Raw genomic sequence first — 14,597 nt, 5'->3', positions numbered from 1 at the left:
GCTCCGAAACCTGCTTATTTTATTAATGCCCGTGGATTTACCGTAACGCCGTTTTTGTAAACCGTAAAATGCAGGTGGGGGCCGGTACTCAGGCCGGTGCTGCCCACGTCGCCGATAATGTCCCCGGTGCGGACGTAGGTGCCGGTCTTGGTTCTGACCAGGCTCATGTGGGCATAGAGAGTGCGGTAGCCTGAGTGATGGGTCACCACCACATAGTTCCCCGAAACCCCGTCATAGCCTATTGCAGAGACCCGTCCTGCCATGGCTGCCCGTATGGGAGTGCCATGAGCGGAGCCTATGTCCAGGCCGGTATGAAATTGCCGCTCCTTGTTGGTAAAGGGGCTGAGCCGATAACCGTAGGGGGAGGTAATGTACCCCCGCACAGGCCACATAAAGAGGTCTCCGTTGATTTCCTGGAGATCAGTCCGGGAAAGCCGGGCTCCGGGAAGGAAGAGGCTGGTGTTGGGATTGACCTGCTCGGAGAAAAGCTCATTCGCCGTTTGGATGGAGGCGGTTTCAAGTTCGTATTTTTCGGCGATAGAGGGGAGGGTGTCCCCTTTTTTCACTGTATAGAGGATGCCGTCCTGATTGGGTATGCGGAGTATCTGATCGATCTGGAGCAGCCGGGAATTCTTGATGCCGTTCAGGGACAGGAGGGTGTCCTGGTTAAGGCCGAAGGTTTCCGCCAGAACCCCGATGGTGTCCCCGGGACGGACCTTGTAGGAAAAGCAGAGCAGCATCTGGGGCTTGGAATAAGCCTCGGGCTCGGGTATGCCGGTCAGGGAAGCATCGGAAACCGTGTTTTCATTTTCCGGTAAGGCCAGGGATGCGTTTTCGAGATAGGGCATACCCATGCCGTTTTCGGCTTCCGGGAGGCTGGCTTTATTCAACTTGCTAGGGGGAAGTTCCCCCCAGAGACCAGGGGAATGGCCGGGGATGGGGAAAAAATAGATGAGGGAAAAAATCATTACTAACCGGATTATTTTTTCCATTGATTGTATTTTATATGGTTTTTTTAATATTGACAATTACATTATTATGAAAAATGTAAGTATACACCTTCATTCCTTTTTTCCCCTGTCTAAGATGGCTAAAGCATCCCGTATTTCCGCGGCCCGCTCATACTCTTCCTCTGCTACCGCCTGATCCAGTTCCATCCGGAGCGCCGTCCGGTGAGCGGCGATCCCTTCCCCGGCTATTTCTATAGTATCGGCAGAAATTGTTCCTCCCAGTGCATCAAGAAAGAATTCTACCGGCAATCCCGCCTGATCCACCACCTTCCGGGCAATGAAAACCGAACATTTACAGCGCACCGCCAGGGCCAAGGCGTCGGAAGGCCGGGAATCCAGGATCAGGGGCTTTTCCTCCTCATCCTGGGAGGAAAAAACCAGCCGGGCAAAGAAAACGCCGTCCCGTATTTCATTAATCTCAGCCCTGATTAGCGTAAGCCCCTGGGTTTTAGCCAGATCCAGGAGCAGATCCTGGATGAGGGGCCGGGACGTCGCCACTTCCCCGAAGCCGAGGAGTATGGCCTGGGCCTCATTCTGGCCTATAAAGATCGGTACGGCGATTTCCGTCCCCAGGGGATGCAGTACCGCCGCAGTTCCCTCATCTATCCGGGCGATGGTCCAAATTTCGGCCTCCAGCATCCTATCCATACCGTACCCCCTAACTGATTGAATCTATCAATTCCAAAAGCCCTTGCCCACCCTCCCGGGCGCCCTCCATGGCAAAGGTTTCCCGTGCCCCGGCAATGAGCGCAAGCCCCCGGCTTTTTGCCTCCCCCAAGGAACCGGAACGGTCAAGCTCAGCGATAAGCTCCTCCACTTCCGGGGCGCCCACCCCTGCTGCCCTGGCTGCGGTAAAACAGCGGGCCACCAAGTCACGGGCGCCCTGGTGCTGGTGAAGGTACAGCAGCACCGGGAGGCTCTTCTTCCCCTCAACAATATCGTCTCCCCGTTTTTTGCCCGGGTTGCCGGTGCTGAGGTTCTTCACATCGTCCAGTATCTGGAAACCCACCCCCAGTTTTTCCGCCGCATCCCCCAGCCGGGCGGACCATGGTTCGATCTCTTCGACCCGGATCCCCTTCCCGGCGGCGGCCCCATAAACTCCCAGTACTGCGGCCAGTCCTGCCAGGCAGCCGGTTTTCAGGCGGCACATGAGTTCGTATTCCTCCAGCCCCGGCAGGGAGGCAAAATCCCGGTGCCAACTGATATCCATGGCCTGGCCCAGGTGGAGCCGCCGCATGTACTCCCCCCATAAACGGTAGACCCGGTTTTTTAGCTCCATCGGGGCGTCCCAGGAATCGATGCAGCTCAGGGGGAGGAAGTACAGAAAGCAGCCCCCGTTGATAGCCGTGTCGGTCCCGTAAAGAATGTGGGCAGCCGGCTTGCCCCGGCGTTCGTCGGAGTTATCTTCTATATCATCGTGGATGAGGCTGGCGTTATGGGGAAATTCCACCAGAGGGGTCAGGACCAGGGCCGCATCGCCCCCGCCGAGGCTTTTGCAGACCAGGGTTGTAAGCAGGGGCCGCCAGCGCTTGCCCCCACGGGACAGCAAGTCCCAGCCCGGGAGGGTCAGGGACTTCACCAAATCCGCCGAGACTGTGCCGGGCAGTCCGGGAAAGACGCCGGCAATCCAGGCGGGGCCGGGGTTTTCCGGTAAATAGGCGCTTAAAACAGCTTCAATTTTTTCAAGCTCCGGAGTATACTTTGAATCCATGGTCTTATCTTATATGGGGCGGTTCATAAATTAAAGCCCTCAAAGGATTATGATGGCAAACTATGAAAAACCGGACCACTGGGCGCTGAAGGCCCAGAAAGAAGGCTACCCAGCCCGCTCTGTGTACAAACTCAAGGAAATGGACGAAAAGTTCAGTCTGCTCCGCCCCCTTGCCGGAAGCGCCGGAAACGGGCGCCCCGCCAGCCTCAAGGTCCTGGACCTGGGCGCGGCCCCGGGAAGCTGGAGCCTCTATGTGCTGCGCAAACTGGACCGGCGCTGCCTCCTCACCGCGGCGGACCTCTCCCCCCTTTCCCGGCAATACGACCAGGGCCTCTTTGATGGGGACAATTTCCGCTTTACCCAAGGGGACATCACCGAGCCCGGGGTCCGGGACGCCCTGCTTGCCCAGGGCCCCTTCAACCTGGTGATCAGCGATGTCGCCCCGGCCACCACGGGGAACCGTTCCGTGGACACCCTCCGGTCCCTGGCCCTGGCGGAGGAAGTCCTGGCTTACGGGGAAACCGCTCTGGCAGCAGGGGGCAGCCTCTTGGTAAAGGTATTCCAGGGGGGGGACACCGCCTCCTTACTCAAACGCATACGGGAACTGTTCAAAACCGGCAAAAGCTTCAAGCCCGAAGCTTGCCGCAGCGAATCCTTTGAGACCTACTATGTTGGGCTGGGGCGGAAGGCCGGGTAAGGGATGCCGTTCTCTCGGCTATGGGGCTCTAGAAAATACATACCCGCCCCATGGGCGGGTATGTTGGTAATGGTTAGGGTAGCGGCTCGAAGTCGGTGGCCACGGCGTTAATGTATGCAATCGTAAATCCAATGTTGTTTAAGCTTGTCTGCCGGTTCCATGTTTCGCCATCCTTTGACGTGGAAAGTTGGGGCTTATCGATGCCGCCCACAGCGACCCAGAGGCTGTTGCCGTTATCGTCCACGCCGTAGGCCACGCTGTCAATACCGTTGGCGATGGTGTTGGTGGTGGAGTTAGTGTCGATGTCGAAGCCGCTTGTCTTTGAGTCCCATTTTACGCCGTCTTTTGAGACGGCAAGTTCGCCGGAACTACCCACAGCGACCCAGAGGCCGCTGCCGTCAGCGTCCTTGCCGTAGGCCACGCTGTTAATGCGCTCATTGAGGCCGCCGGAGAAGCTGTCTGGCTTCTGCTGGGTCCAGGTTTCGACATCCTTTGAGGTGGCAAGTCTGCTGAAATCAGAAAAAGTGATGAGGGAGCTCCACTTGGAATTGCCCACGGCGACCCAGAGGCCATCACCATTTTCGTCCTTGCCGTAGGCTACGTCGTAAATAGAGGCGGTGTCGAAGCTGTCAGTTTTCAGCGGGTACCAGTTTGTGCCGTTATCTGAGGTAGCAATTTTGCCGTCATCACCCACGGCGACCCAGACGTTGTTGCCGGTGGCGTACTTGCCGTAGGCCACACTGTTAACGTCGGTGCTGCCAAAGCTGGTTGCACGCACGGCCCAGTTTATACCGTCGTTTGAGGTAGCAATTTTGCCGTTATTACCCACGGCGATCCAGAGGCCGTTACCAATGCTGTCCTTGCCGTAGGCCACGCCGTTAATGCCGTCGACGTTGGTGCTGCCGAAGGAGTGGCTCTGCTGGGTCCAGGTTACACCGTCGCTTGAGGTAGCAATTTTGCCGCCATTGCCGTTGCCGTAATCACTGAAGCTACCCCCGCCTACAGCGACCCAGAGGCCGTTGCCATTGCCGTCCTTGCCATGGGCCACGTCGCGAATGTAGGAGGAGCCGAAGCTGCTTGTCTGCAAGGTCCAGGTTTTGCCGTCGCTTGAGGTGGCAAAGCCGTAAGGGCCGTAAGGGAGAGAAGAGCGGAACCAATAACCGGCGGCAACAAAGTGGACCGTTGACGATGGCGGCGTCGGTGGCGGCGTTGCCCCGGTTACTGTAACGGTTGCGGTGCCGGATTTGGTGGGATCAACCGTGGATGTGGCCCGCACGGTGAGGCTTGTTGCGGTTTCATTAGAGGCTACGGTGAGGGTTGTCCCACTAAAACCAGTGCCGGTCACGCCCCCTGTAACAGACCAGGTAACGGTTTGGGCAGGACTGTTCAACCCGGAAACTGTAGCGGTAAAGGCTTGGGTTCCGCCTTTGGCAATGTTGGGGCTGGCGGGGCTTACGGTTACTGACGAAACGGTCGGTGTGCCGGCGGCTACTACCGTAACGGTCGTTATTCCGGATTTGGTGGGGTCAAACGTGGATGTGGCCCGCACGGTGAGGCTTGTTGCGGTTTCATCGGTGGCTACGATGAGGGTTGTCCCGACAAAGGTGGTTGCGGGGTTAGTGCGCCCCGTAACAGACCAGGTAACGGTTTGAGTGGGATCGTTCGACCCGGTAACCACAGCGGTAAAGGCTTGGGTTCCGCCCTTGGCAATGCTGGGGTCGGCGGGGTCTACGGTTACTAACGTAACGGTCGGGGTGCCGAAGGGTACCAGCGTAACGGTGGTTGTGCCGAATTTGGTGGGGTCAAGCGTGGATGTGGCCCGTACGGTGAGGCTTGTTACGATTTCATCGTTAGCTACGGTGAGGGTTGCCCCGTTAAAGGCAGTTGCGATTCTAGCGTTCCCCGCAACAGACCAGGTAACGGTTTGGGCGGGATCGTTGGTCCCGTCAACTACGGCGGTAAAGGCCTGGGTTGCACCCTTGGCAATGCTGGGGTCGGCGGGGCTTACGGTCACGGTGCTAACCGTGGGGGTAGTGCCGCCAATGGGGAGATTGGTGGGGCCCCCATCGGGATCACCGCAGGCAGTAAGCGCCAGGGCTATTGTCACGGCCAGCAGGGGGAAAAGGGCGTGCTTTCCTCGTGGAGCAGATTGTCCGAAAAGTTCCGGTTTTTTATATCCTGGTAAGCCTACTGGGGGAAGGCCTGGCACTGTATTACCCATTAACTTGTCAAGGGTTATTTTCATAGTATTTCTCCTTCAGCTTCTTTAAGATTGCCTATTCAGAGGGGTATGTCAAGAGTTCGCCTTCCCCCGAGCTCCCTGAGAATGAGCCACCCTTGGTTAAACTGAGATTGCTGATAAAAATGCCGCTTCATTGACAGCCATCCGCTTATTTTATTATCATGAACAACGGGTCTACGCCCCATAAAAACGTACCTGACCGGAACTGGTTGAAAAGGAATTGATATGAAGGGTGAACTACTGTATGAAGTGCGGGGGCCGAAAACCATACTGGAAATGACCGCCGCTGAATTCGGCGAAGCGGTTAAGCGGGCGCCCATTGCCGTGCTTGCCTTTGGGTCCGTGGAGAACCACTCCACCCATCTGCCCCTGTCGGCGGATACCCTGCAGGGTACGGAACTCATTAAAAGGGCCGCAGAGAAGCTGACAGAAAAGGGACTCCCCGCCTTACCGGCCTTTTGTGTGCCCTATGGGGTGGAAACCAACCGTTTTGAACGGCAGAATACCCTGGGTAATGTGTCCTTGTCCCAAAAAACCTTTATTCAAATGGTCACCGAGCTTTCCCTTTCCCTGGTTAAAAACGGTTTCAAGCGGCTGGTTTTCTGTGTCAGCCATACGGAAAATCTCGCAGCCATGCATGTGGCGGCAAAGGACCTGGGGGATGAGCATGATGTTCCGGTGATAGTGGTCAACTGGATCCCCCCTATGAACGATGAATGGCCGAAATTCCTTAAAAATGCCGCCCACCAGGGCCACGGGGGAGAGGATGAAACCGCCTGTGTCATGGCAGTTACTCCCCATTTGGTGGATATTTCCAATAGTGGTTCCTATCATCCCCCGGAGGATACCAATCCGGTAAAATCCGCAGGGCTGCATTATTACGGCGGCGCCCTGGGCATCTATACCCCTATAGGGGCGGATAAGACTCCCGGGTTTGTGGGGGATCCTTCGGATGCGGATGCAAAGGCCGGCGAAATCTGTTATGACCTTTATGCGGATTGGATTGCCGATGCGGTTTGTAAGTATTGGAAAAAATAATGAATACGCCCTTAATATCCCGGCGCTCTTCCCTGGCAGGGATAGAGGTATCCCAGGTTTGTTTCGGTACTGAACACATTAACTGCGCTTCCCCTGAATTCGGTGGGGCCATACTTGCCGAAGCAGCTAAGCTGCACGGGGTGAATTTTTGGGATACCGACAATTCCTATGGCAGCATTACCCAGGTCGCTGCGGGACTCAAGCTGGTAAACCGCCATGATGTGGTTATCAGTTCTAAAACCTACGGAACTTCCGCAGAAGAAGCGGCGGCGGATTTGGAGCGTTCTTTGGTTGAATTGGATACGGACTACATCGACCTTTTCCTGCTTCACCAGGTTCCCGAAGGCGTTTTGCCTTCCCTCATGCCCGCCTTAGAGGTGCTGGTTCAGGCAAAGAAAAAGGGAGTTATCCGGGCGGTGGGCCTTTCAAGCCACTGCACCGGTATTATTACTGCTGCGTCAGCCATTCCCGAAATAGAGATACTCTGCGCGCCCCTTAACCGGCAGGGGACGAGGATCGATGAAGGGACTATGGACAGCATGGTAAAGGCTTTGCAGGATGCCCGGCATAAATATGCCAAGGGGGTATATGTGATCAAAACCCTGGGGGCCGGTGATTTGATCCATGATATCAGGGGATCCCTGCGCTGGGTTCTGGATCACCACGATTTTATTGATGTGTACAATATCGGTGTGGCGAGCCTTTCGGAACTGCGGGAAGATCTGGCTGTTGTCAATGAATACTTTGACGGGTTGACCAATGGCTGATCTGCTTATAAAAAACGGGCTGGTGTATACCTTTATCTACGAAGGCTATAATGCACAAAAACTGCGCCATGCGGATATTCTGATTGAATCCGGGGTGATACGCAGAATCGATACGGATATAAATGCTAAATGCGAGACCCTGGACGCCGAGGGCTGCATGGTGCTGCCGGGCATGATAAACATGTCTTCCGCTTCCATCGCCTCCCGGCTGCTTGCGGGGCTTATGGCCGACAGAAACGCTGCACCCCAGGGCGGCGGCTGGTTACATTCGCGGGTGTTACCCATGCTTACCCTGGCTCAAAAAATGCTGGGCCGGGATCAGCTTTCCGCCATAGCCTTCACAGGCCTCTGGGAAGGCGTCTCCGGTGGCACCACTACGGTAGTTGAACTGTGTCTGCCTGAGTTTATCCCTCTGGTTCAGGATGCGGGGGAGCAGCTGGGATTGCCCCTGTACCCGTCGGCTGTACGCTACGATTTCCCCCGGGGATGCACCGCCGAAGCTATGGTTCGGGAAAACCGGGCCGCCGGGGGCCTTAAAGCTGTATATGCCGCTTTTTCTTCCCAGGAGGATCGCACCATAACTACCCTTTCGGACCTGGGCTTTTTAGGGCCCGGCACTACACTCTGCCAGTGCACCCTGGCGGATAAGGGGGAGCGGGAACTTATGGCATACACCGGGACTGCGGCTGCCATAAGCGCCTTGGGCTGCGCCCAGGAAGGGAAGCAATACCCCGGGGTAGACTTTCTTCGGTGTGGCGTTAATACCCCCCTGGGAACCGGGAATTATGGTAATTGCATGATCGCCGAAATGCGCACCGCCGCCCTGGCAGCAAAACAGGCGGAAGCTGACCCCGGGCGCTACAAGGCTAACGATGCGCTCTACGCTGCTACTGTGGCCGGCGCCAGGGCCCTGGGCAGGAACAGCGAGCTGGGGCGGATTGAAATAGGCATGGCAGGGAATGTTTCTGTGGTTGACCTTAGCCGGTTCCAGCCCCTTAGTTATCCTTTTATCCAGTATCTGTACGGAGCTTCTGCTGCGGATGTTCGCCATGTGGCCATTTCCGGCAAGGCACTGAAAAAAGATTTTAAATCCTCGCCGGATATTGCAGGAATACTGGAACAGTCAAAAGCAAAGGCCATAAAAGGGATAAAGATAGTGTGGGAAGAGGCGATTCGATCTATTTTATAGGTCTGATTTATATCTGATTTTTGTTTTCAAGAGGAGGAATACAATGAAAATGAAAAAAGTTGTTACTGTGGCATGTGGGGCGCTCATGTGTCTGATGGTTCTGGCGGGATGCCAGAAGAAAACACTAACCGGGCTTGAACGGATCAAGCAGAAGGGTACCTTGGTTCTGGCAACCGAATCAACCTACCCGCCTTTCCAGTACTTCATTGTTGAAAACGGCAAGACCATAAACGCCGGGCTTGATGTTGATATCTTAAAGGCATTCACCCAATCTATCGGCGTACAATTTATGACCAACGAGATGGCCTTTGATTCCATCATTCCTGCGGTTCAGGCTGGTACCGCCGATATTGGCGGTACCTTTACCCCGACTGACGAGCGGGCTCTGGTCATTGATTTCACCGCCAATTACTACCACAGTGAGCACAATATCATTATCAGGAAAGGGGAATACAATCTCTATCCAACCGCGGAGTCATTTCTGGGGAAACGTCTGGGCGCACAAAAAGGTTCGGTACAGGAAAATGTCATTAAAGAAATTGGTATTCAGGATGGCCTGAGCCTTCCCAAGGTAACCGCCCTTATCCAGGAACTGGTAAACAAGAATATTGATGGTATTGTGATGGATTTTTCGGTGGCTGATACCTATGGCGCCGCTTATCCTGATTTGATTGAGAAGTCAGCCGTCAGGATCCCTGGTGCGAACAATGGTATTGCTTTTGTGGTGGCAAAAGGCCAGGAAGATCTTGTTGCTGAACTGGATAAATTTATTACTAAAAGCGTCAATGACGGTACGGTGGACAGGTTGTACGACAAGAACATCAAGGCTGCCATTGACCAGATCCTTGAAGCGACGGAAGAATAGGGTAAAGGGGGAGGCAGCGCTTGTATAAACTGAATTTTCACTTTTTGCAGAAATACTGGTTTCTTTTTGTCAACGGCGCTGCGAACACCCTTATTCTGTCCTTTTTTACCGTTTTTTTTGGTACCCTCATAGGCGTGCTGATAGCGCTTCTGCGCCTGAGTGGGAATAGGCTCTTACGCTACCCCGCCCAGGCGTATATCGAAGTGATCCGGGGTACTCCTATGCTGGTACAGATATGTTTTATTTTCTACGCCCTGCCTCAGATGGGAATTCGTATTCCTGAGGTTCCTCTGTTCGGAGGCGATTTTCCCCGATACGTATCCGGGGTAATCGCCCTTTCCCTGAATTCCGGGGCCTATGTGGCGGAGATAATCCGGGCCGGAATACAGGCTGTGGACAAGGGACAAGTGGAAGCAGCCCGCTCCCTGGGCATGACCCAGATGCAGGCCATGGGCAAGATAATACTTCCCCAGGCTTTTAAAAACATATTACCCGCCTTGGGGAATGAGTTTGTTACTATCATTAAAGAGTCTTCAATCGTTTCAGTCATCGGCGTCGGTGAACTGATGTTCCGAACAGCAACGGTGTACGGTAATTCTTTCCGTTACTTTGAATCCCTGATAATTTGTGCCATTATCTACTTCATTATGACTTTTACAACTTCCAGACTCCTGGGGATCATGGAAAGGAGAATGCATGCCGGAGATTAACAATAAAGATGTGATCATCCATGCATCGGATTTAAAACTGAAGTTCGGCAAGCTGCATGTGCTTAAAGGCGTATCCATGGATATCAGGCAGGGGGAAGTTACTGCCATAATAGGCGCCTCCGGGGCTGGTAAATCTACCTTCCTTCGCTGTCTCAACCGGCTGGAAACCCCCACAAGCGGACAGATCCTTTTTAAAGGGGAAAGCGTGGCCCACGCAAGTAGGTTTGAAATCAACCATTTTCGTGAACACATGGGTATGGTTTTTCAGCAGTTTAATCTGTTCAATAACCTTAACGTGATGAACAACATTACCCTTGCTCCGATTTTGGTTAAGAAACTTACCACTGAAGCTGCGGAAGCGGATGCAAGAAGACTGCTTGAACGGGTAGGGCTCCTGGAAAAGGCGGGCGCCTATCCTTCCCAACTTTCCGGGGGACAGAAACAGAGAATCGCCATAGTCCGCGCCCTGGCCATGCACCCGGATGTTATGCTTTTCGATGAACCAACCTCCGCCCTGGACCCTGAAATGGTCGGCGAGGTTCTGGATGTTATCAAGGGACTTGTGGAAAGCGGCATGACCATGGTCATCGTCTCTCATGAAATGGGTTTTGTCCGTAATGTAGCGGATCGTATCGTCTTTATGGATGACGGGGTCATCGCCGAAGAGGGTCCCCCGGAACTTATATTCGGAAGCCCCAAAAACCCCAGGACCCTGGAATTTTTATCCAAAGTACTCCATTAAAAAAAATTAACCATAGATCACACGGATGGAGAAGATTTATCGCGGATAGCACAGAGGGAAGAGGCAAAAACAAATAGCCAAACTGATATCCCTTGCAATCCCTCTAAGCTTGAATAGCCTTGACCCAGTCCCCAATCTGCTTGGACACGGCGGCCCGTTCCTGCTTGCCGGGATTGACCAGGTCGATTTCTCCGGCAATGGTGTTCCCCGGGAGTAGTGCCTTGAGTTTGTCCAGGGCCTTTCCCTTGCCGCCGGCGTGGGTGACGAAGAGGGCGATGCGCTTGCCGGTAATCTTCGTTTCTCCGAGGAAACTCTGTAAGGCCGGCGCAGGGGAGCCCGCCCAAACCGGGCCGCCAATGATGATGAGCTCGTAGTCGCCGGGATTCACTGTATAGGGTTTGAGCTTGGGGGACTGGTGGGTAACGACCTGCTTGCCGCCCCAGAAGTACTTCGCCAGGCCGGTCCGCCGGGTGTCATCTTCGGTTTTAAGCTCCAGAAGATCCGCTCCGGCGGCTTTTTTGATTTCCTCAGCTGCCAGGGCGCTGTTGCCTTCGTAGGAATAGTAGATAACCAGGGTTTTCATAGTGGGCTCCTTTGGGTTTTTTAACAGTAAATGAGAAACATGATATTGAATGCCATCATGGACCTATTTAATGTAACCGAGAAATTTGACATAATCAAGCCATGAATATGAACAGCCGCCGAAATGCCGACCCCCGGCCCCTGATAGAAAAATCGCCCCTGAGGATTTTCGCCTCCTACTACCGGCCCCATTGGAAACTTTTCGTAGCGGATATGTTTGCCGCTACCCTCATTGCCGCTGTGGACCTGGCTTTCCCCATGATGACCAAATATACCATAGAACGTTTCCTCCCCAATGGGATGTATCAATTCTTCTTTATCATGATCGCTGCTATGGGTATCATGTACCTGCTCCGCATGGCCTTTACCTATTTTATCACCTACTGGGGACATACCGTGGGGGTATACCTTGAGGCGGATATGCGGCGGGACCTTTTCAGTCACCTGCAGCAGCTTCCCTTTTCCTTTTACGATAATCACCGCACCGGTCAAATCATGTCCCGGGTAACCACGGATCTTTTTGATGTTACAGAGCTTTCCCACCACGGCCCGGAGGATCTGTTCATCTCCCTGATCACCCTCATCGGTTCTGTAATACTGGTGTTCACCATACGCTGGGAAATGGCCCTGGTGCTTTTGATCATTGTGCCCTTCATGCTATTCCACATACTCAGGTCCCGTTCCCTTATGTTAAAAACTGCCCGGAAGGTGAAGGAGCGGACCGCTGAAATAAACGCCGCCCTGGAATCCAGCATTTCCGGAGTCCGTATTGCCAAGGCTTTTACTAACGAGTCCTATGAGACCGACAAGTTCCATGGGGGAAATGAAAACTACAAAACTGCACGAAAAGCTTACTACCGTTCCATGGCCTACTTCCAGAGCCGCCTGGAGTTTATCCTCCATATGCTCAATGTGGTAGTAATCGCCGTAGGTGGGTTCTTGATCATGAAAAACCGCATGACCCTGGCGGAACTTATTACCTGCAATCTCTTTGTGGCTGCCTTCCTCCAGCCTATCAGGCGGCTTCAGAATTTTGTGGAACTTTTCACCACCGGCATGGCCGGGTTCGGCCGCTTTGTGGAGATCATGCGGCTTAAGTCGGATATTGTGGACAAAAAGGATGCTGTGGCCCTGGACAAGGTGCGGGGTGATATCAGGTTCAGGGATGTGAGTTTTTCCTACAACAACGATGTGACGGTCCTGGAGCATATTAACCTGGAGGTTCCCGCGGGAAACACCGTGGCTCTGGTGGGCCCTTCCGGGGGCGGCAAAACCACCCTCTGCCATCTCCTTCCTCGGTTCTACGAAATCAGGGAGGGTAGTATTACTGTGGACGGTAAGGATATCCGGGATGTAACCCTGGAATCCCTGCGACGGAATATCGGTATAGTCCAGCAGGATGTGTTCCTCTTCGCCGGGACCATCCGGGACAATATCAAATACGGGAGAATAGACACTTCCGACGAAGAGATGATCGAAGCCGCTAAACGAGCGGAAATTCACGATGATATCATGAAGCTTCCTGAAGCCTACGACAGCCTGGTGGGTGAGCGGGGAGTAAAACTGTCCGGGGGCCAGAAACAGCGGGTCAGTATAGCCAGGATCTTTCTCAAGAACCCACCCATCCTGATCCTGGACGAAGCTACATCCGCCCTGGATACTGCCACGGAAGTAAAGATACAACGCGCCCTGGAGGAACTTTCCCGGGGCCGCACCACCATGGTTATAGCCCACCGTCTTTCCACCATCCGGGGCGCTGACTCCATCGTGGTGATCTCCGACGACGGCATACAGCAGCAGGGAACCCACGAGACCCTGCTGGAAAAAGGCGGGCTCTATGCGGAATTGTACGCAGCCCAGTTTGAAACATCAAAGCTGGAGGGGCATTTCTAAAAACCCTGTTTGTTTTTAGAAATACCCTGCATTTGCTCAGCTAAAGACTGCGAATGCTTTTTTAAGCGGTAAATCTCTAAAAACTGAAGTTTTTAGAGATGCCCTACCGTTTTTTCAGGTATTTCCGTATGTCCAAAGCCACCGCAGCAATAATGATGGCCCCTTTGACTATCTGCTGCCAGTAGGGGGACATGTTAATAAAGGTAAGGCCGTAGTTGATTACCGAAAAAATTAGTACCCCGATGACTATACCCGGCACGGTTCCTATACCGCCCAGGTTCGATACCCCGCCAACCACGCAGGCGGCGATGGCGTCAAGCTCGTAGCCGTTACCGTAGTTGTTGGTAGCCCCCCCGGTCCGGGCCGCTTCCAGGGTTCCCCCCAGCCCGAAGAGAACCCCTGCAATCGTATAAACCAGGATCAGGGTCCTGTTTACATTGACCCCCGAGACTTTTGCGGCTTCGGCGTTGCCCCCTATGGCGTAGATATTCTTTCCGTAGGTAGTTTTATTGAACAGCACATAGGTGATGAGGGTAATCACCACCGCGATAATAACTATGTAGGGGATTGAATAGAGCCCGTTGACTCCAATGTACCCCGACCCGAGGGTAGAAAAACGCCGGTCAAGGCCGCCTATGGGCTGGGCGCCGTAAGGGGGCCGGTCGAAATAGAGGGAGTTGACCCCATATACTGCAACCATGGAACCCAGGGTGGCGATGAAGGCCGGGAGCTTCAGCTTGGCAATAAAGAAGCCGTTCAGAAAACCGAAGATGCCGCAGGCCAGCATAGCCACCAGTATTGGTATCAGTAGGGGCAGTATGGGCATATCGGGGTACATTCGGCGGGGGTAATCCAGGTTTTGCAGCATGGAGGCGGAAAGTACCGCCGCCAGGCCGACCTGCCGCCCCGCAGAAAGATCCACTCCGCCGGTTATGAGGATGGCCCCCATGCCCATGGCGATGATGATCCGGGTTGCCGACATGGTAAGGATGTTACGGAAATTGTTCAGGGATAGAAAGGCGGGTTCCTTTACGGCGATAACCAGTATCAGTACCACGAATACCAGATAGATGGCGTATTGAACGCCAAAATCCTGGGCCTTCTTCAGTCTATTCGGACTCTGCTCTTGTGCTTTTGCTGCCATAGTGTTT

At 54.0% G+C, this 14,597-nt stretch carries 14 protein-coding genes; 8 read left to right on the top strand and 6 right to left on the bottom strand.

Features of this window, described 5'->3' with window-relative positions; all coding sequences use genetic code 11:
• Nucleotides 1-14: 14 nt before the first annotated feature.
• From TREPR_RS15635 to TREPR_RS15625, 3 genes are all read right to left on the bottom strand, one after another.
• Nucleotides 15-992 carry a peptidoglycan DD-metalloendopeptidase family protein gene (locus tag TREPR_RS15635; RefSeq protein WP_148257346.1) on the bottom strand — a complete coding sequence of 326 codons (978 nt, stop codon included), beginning with the start codon at nucleotides 990-992 and terminating at the stop codon, nucleotides 15-17.
• 69 nt (nucleotides 993-1,061) lie between these two features.
• The gene (locus TREPR_RS15630) at nucleotides 1,062-1,658 is read right to left on the bottom strand and encodes a bifunctional nuclease family protein (RefSeq protein ID WP_015709317.1); all 597 of its coding nucleotides are present in this window, start codon (nucleotides 1,656-1,658) and stop codon (nucleotides 1,062-1,064) included.
• Nucleotides 1,659-1,668: 10 nt separating this feature from the next.
• Nucleotides 1,669-2,721, bottom strand: a complete 1,053-nt coding sequence (locus TREPR_RS15625) for a polyprenyl synthetase family protein (protein WP_015709316.1) — start codon at nucleotides 2,719-2,721, stop codon at nucleotides 1,669-1,671.
• A 52-nt stretch (nucleotides 2,722-2,773) separates the two neighbouring features.
• Here TREPR_RS15625 and TREPR_RS15620 point away from each other — a divergent pair, with 52 nt between their 5' ends.
• A complete protein-coding gene (locus tag TREPR_RS15620; protein WP_015709315.1) occupies nucleotides 2,774-3,418 on the top strand; it encodes an SAM-dependent methyltransferase in 645 nt (214 codons plus the stop codon).
• Nucleotides 3,419-3,491: 73 nt separating this feature from the next.
• Here the strand turns inward: TREPR_RS15620 and TREPR_RS15615 are convergent, their stop codons facing one another.
• Entirely contained in the window at nucleotides 3,492-5,663 is a 2,172-nt protein-coding gene (locus TREPR_RS15615) for a hypothetical protein (protein ID WP_041611252.1), read from the bottom strand.
• Between the two features lie 222 nt (nucleotides 5,664-5,885).
• Between TREPR_RS15615 and TREPR_RS15610 the strand changes: the two genes are divergently transcribed.
• Genes TREPR_RS15610 through TREPR_RS15585 form a run of 6 tightly spaced genes read left to right on the top strand, consistent with a single transcriptional unit; the run spans nucleotide 5,886 to nucleotide 10,971 of the window.
• Nucleotides 5,886-6,698 (top strand): creatininase family protein, encoded by an 813-nt coding sequence (locus TREPR_RS15610; protein WP_015709314.1) that lies wholly within the window; start codon nucleotides 5,886-5,888, stop codon nucleotides 6,696-6,698.
• Complete coding sequence (locus TREPR_RS15605; protein WP_015709313.1) at nucleotides 6,698-7,465, top strand: aldo/keto reductase; 768 nt, start codon at nucleotides 6,698-6,700, stop codon at nucleotides 7,463-7,465. The genes TREPR_RS15610 and TREPR_RS15605 overlap by 1 nt, the downstream gene beginning before the upstream one ends.
• Entirely contained in the window at nucleotides 7,458-8,654 is a 1,197-nt protein-coding gene (locus tag TREPR_RS15600; RefSeq protein WP_015709312.1) for an amidohydrolase family protein, read from the top strand. Before TREPR_RS15605 ends, TREPR_RS15600 begins: the two co-directional genes overlap by 8 nt.
• A 43-nt stretch (nucleotides 8,655-8,697) precedes the next feature.
• Nucleotides 8,698-9,519, top strand: coding sequence for a transporter substrate-binding domain-containing protein (locus tag TREPR_RS15595; RefSeq protein WP_015709311.1), 822 nt, complete (start codon nucleotides 8,698-8,700; stop codon nucleotides 9,517-9,519).
• Between the two features lie 20 nt (nucleotides 9,520-9,539).
• Nucleotides 9,540-10,229, top strand: a complete 690-nt coding sequence (locus TREPR_RS15590) for an amino acid ABC transporter permease (protein ID WP_015709310.1) — start codon at nucleotides 9,540-9,542, stop codon at nucleotides 10,227-10,229.
• Nucleotides 10,216-10,971, top strand: a complete 756-nt coding sequence (locus tag TREPR_RS15585) for an amino acid ABC transporter ATP-binding protein (protein ID WP_015709309.1) — start codon at nucleotides 10,216-10,218, stop codon at nucleotides 10,969-10,971. The genes TREPR_RS15590 and TREPR_RS15585 overlap by 14 nt, the downstream gene beginning before the upstream one ends.
• Before the next feature lie 103 nt (nucleotides 10,972-11,074).
• Here the strand turns inward: TREPR_RS15585 and TREPR_RS15580 are convergent, their stop codons facing one another.
• Nucleotides 11,075-11,554 (bottom strand): flavodoxin family protein, encoded by a 480-nt coding sequence (locus TREPR_RS15580; protein WP_015709308.1) that lies wholly within the window; start codon nucleotides 11,552-11,554, stop codon nucleotides 11,075-11,077.
• 101 nt (nucleotides 11,555-11,655) lie between these two features.
• Here TREPR_RS15580 and TREPR_RS15575 point away from each other — a divergent pair, with 101 nt between their 5' ends.
• Complete coding sequence (locus TREPR_RS15575) at nucleotides 11,656-13,446, top strand: ABC transporter ATP-binding protein (protein ID WP_015709307.1); 1,791 nt, start codon at nucleotides 11,656-11,658, stop codon at nucleotides 13,444-13,446.
• A gap of 103 nt (nucleotides 13,447-13,549) precedes the next feature.
• Here TREPR_RS15575 and mglC read toward each other — a convergent pair whose 3' ends face one another.
• Nucleotides 13,550-14,590 carry a galactose/methyl galactoside ABC transporter permease MglC gene (gene mglC, locus TREPR_RS15570; protein ID WP_015709306.1) on the bottom strand — a complete coding sequence of 347 codons (1,041 nt, stop codon included), beginning with the start codon at nucleotides 14,588-14,590 and terminating at the stop codon, nucleotides 13,550-13,552.
• Between the last annotated feature and the right edge of the window lie 7 nt (nucleotides 14,591-14,597).

Source organism: Treponema primitia ZAS-2 (genome assembly GCF_000214375.1).
GTDB lineage: Bacteria > Spirochaetota > Spirochaetia > Treponematales > Breznakiellaceae > Termitinema > Termitinema primitia.
The sequence above is the reverse complement of the archived record's forward strand: the minus strand, read 5'-3'. Positions and strand labels throughout refer to the sequence as shown.

Excerpts from the sequence above, each read along its gene's own strand:
- TREPR_RS15635 (WP_148257346.1), bottom strand. The coding sequence starts at position 992 with ATGGAAAAAATAATCCGGTTAGTAATGATTTTTTCCCTCATCTATTTT.
- TREPR_RS15630 (WP_015709317.1), bottom strand. The coding sequence starts at position 1,658 with ATGGATAGGATGCTGGAGGCCGAAATTTGGACCATCGCCCGGATAGAT.
- TREPR_RS15625 (WP_015709316.1), bottom strand. The coding sequence starts at position 2,721 with ATGGATTCAAAGTATACTCCGGAGCTTGAAAAAATTGAAGCTGTTTTA.
- TREPR_RS15620 (WP_015709315.1), top strand. The coding sequence starts at position 2,774 with ATGGCAAACTATGAAAAACCGGACCACTGGGCGCTGAAGGCCCAGAAA.
- TREPR_RS15615 (WP_041611252.1), bottom strand. The coding sequence starts at position 5,663 with ATGAAAATAACCCTTGACAAGTTAATGGGTAATACAGTGCCAGGCCTT.
- TREPR_RS15610 (WP_015709314.1), top strand. The coding sequence starts at position 5,886 with ATGAAGGGTGAACTACTGTATGAAGTGCGGGGGCCGAAAACCATACTG.
- TREPR_RS15605 (WP_015709313.1), top strand. The coding sequence starts at position 6,698 with ATGAATACGCCCTTAATATCCCGGCGCTCTTCCCTGGCAGGGATAGAG.
- TREPR_RS15600 (WP_015709312.1), top strand. The coding sequence starts at position 7,458 with ATGGCTGATCTGCTTATAAAAAACGGGCTGGTGTATACCTTTATCTAC.
- TREPR_RS15595 (WP_015709311.1), top strand. The coding sequence starts at position 8,698 with ATGAAAATGAAAAAAGTTGTTACTGTGGCATGTGGGGCGCTCATGTGT.
- TREPR_RS15585 (WP_015709309.1), top strand. The coding sequence starts at position 10,216 with ATGCCGGAGATTAACAATAAAGATGTGATCATCCATGCATCGGATTTA.
- TREPR_RS15580 (WP_015709308.1), bottom strand. The coding sequence starts at position 11,554 with ATGAAAACCCTGGTTATCTACTATTCCTACGAAGGCAACAGCGCCCTG.
- TREPR_RS15575 (WP_015709307.1), top strand. The coding sequence starts at position 11,656 with ATGAATATGAACAGCCGCCGAAATGCCGACCCCCGGCCCCTGATAGAA.
- mglC (WP_015709306.1), bottom strand. The coding sequence starts at position 14,590 with ATGGCAGCAAAAGCACAAGAGCAGAGTCCGAATAGACTGAAGAAGGCC.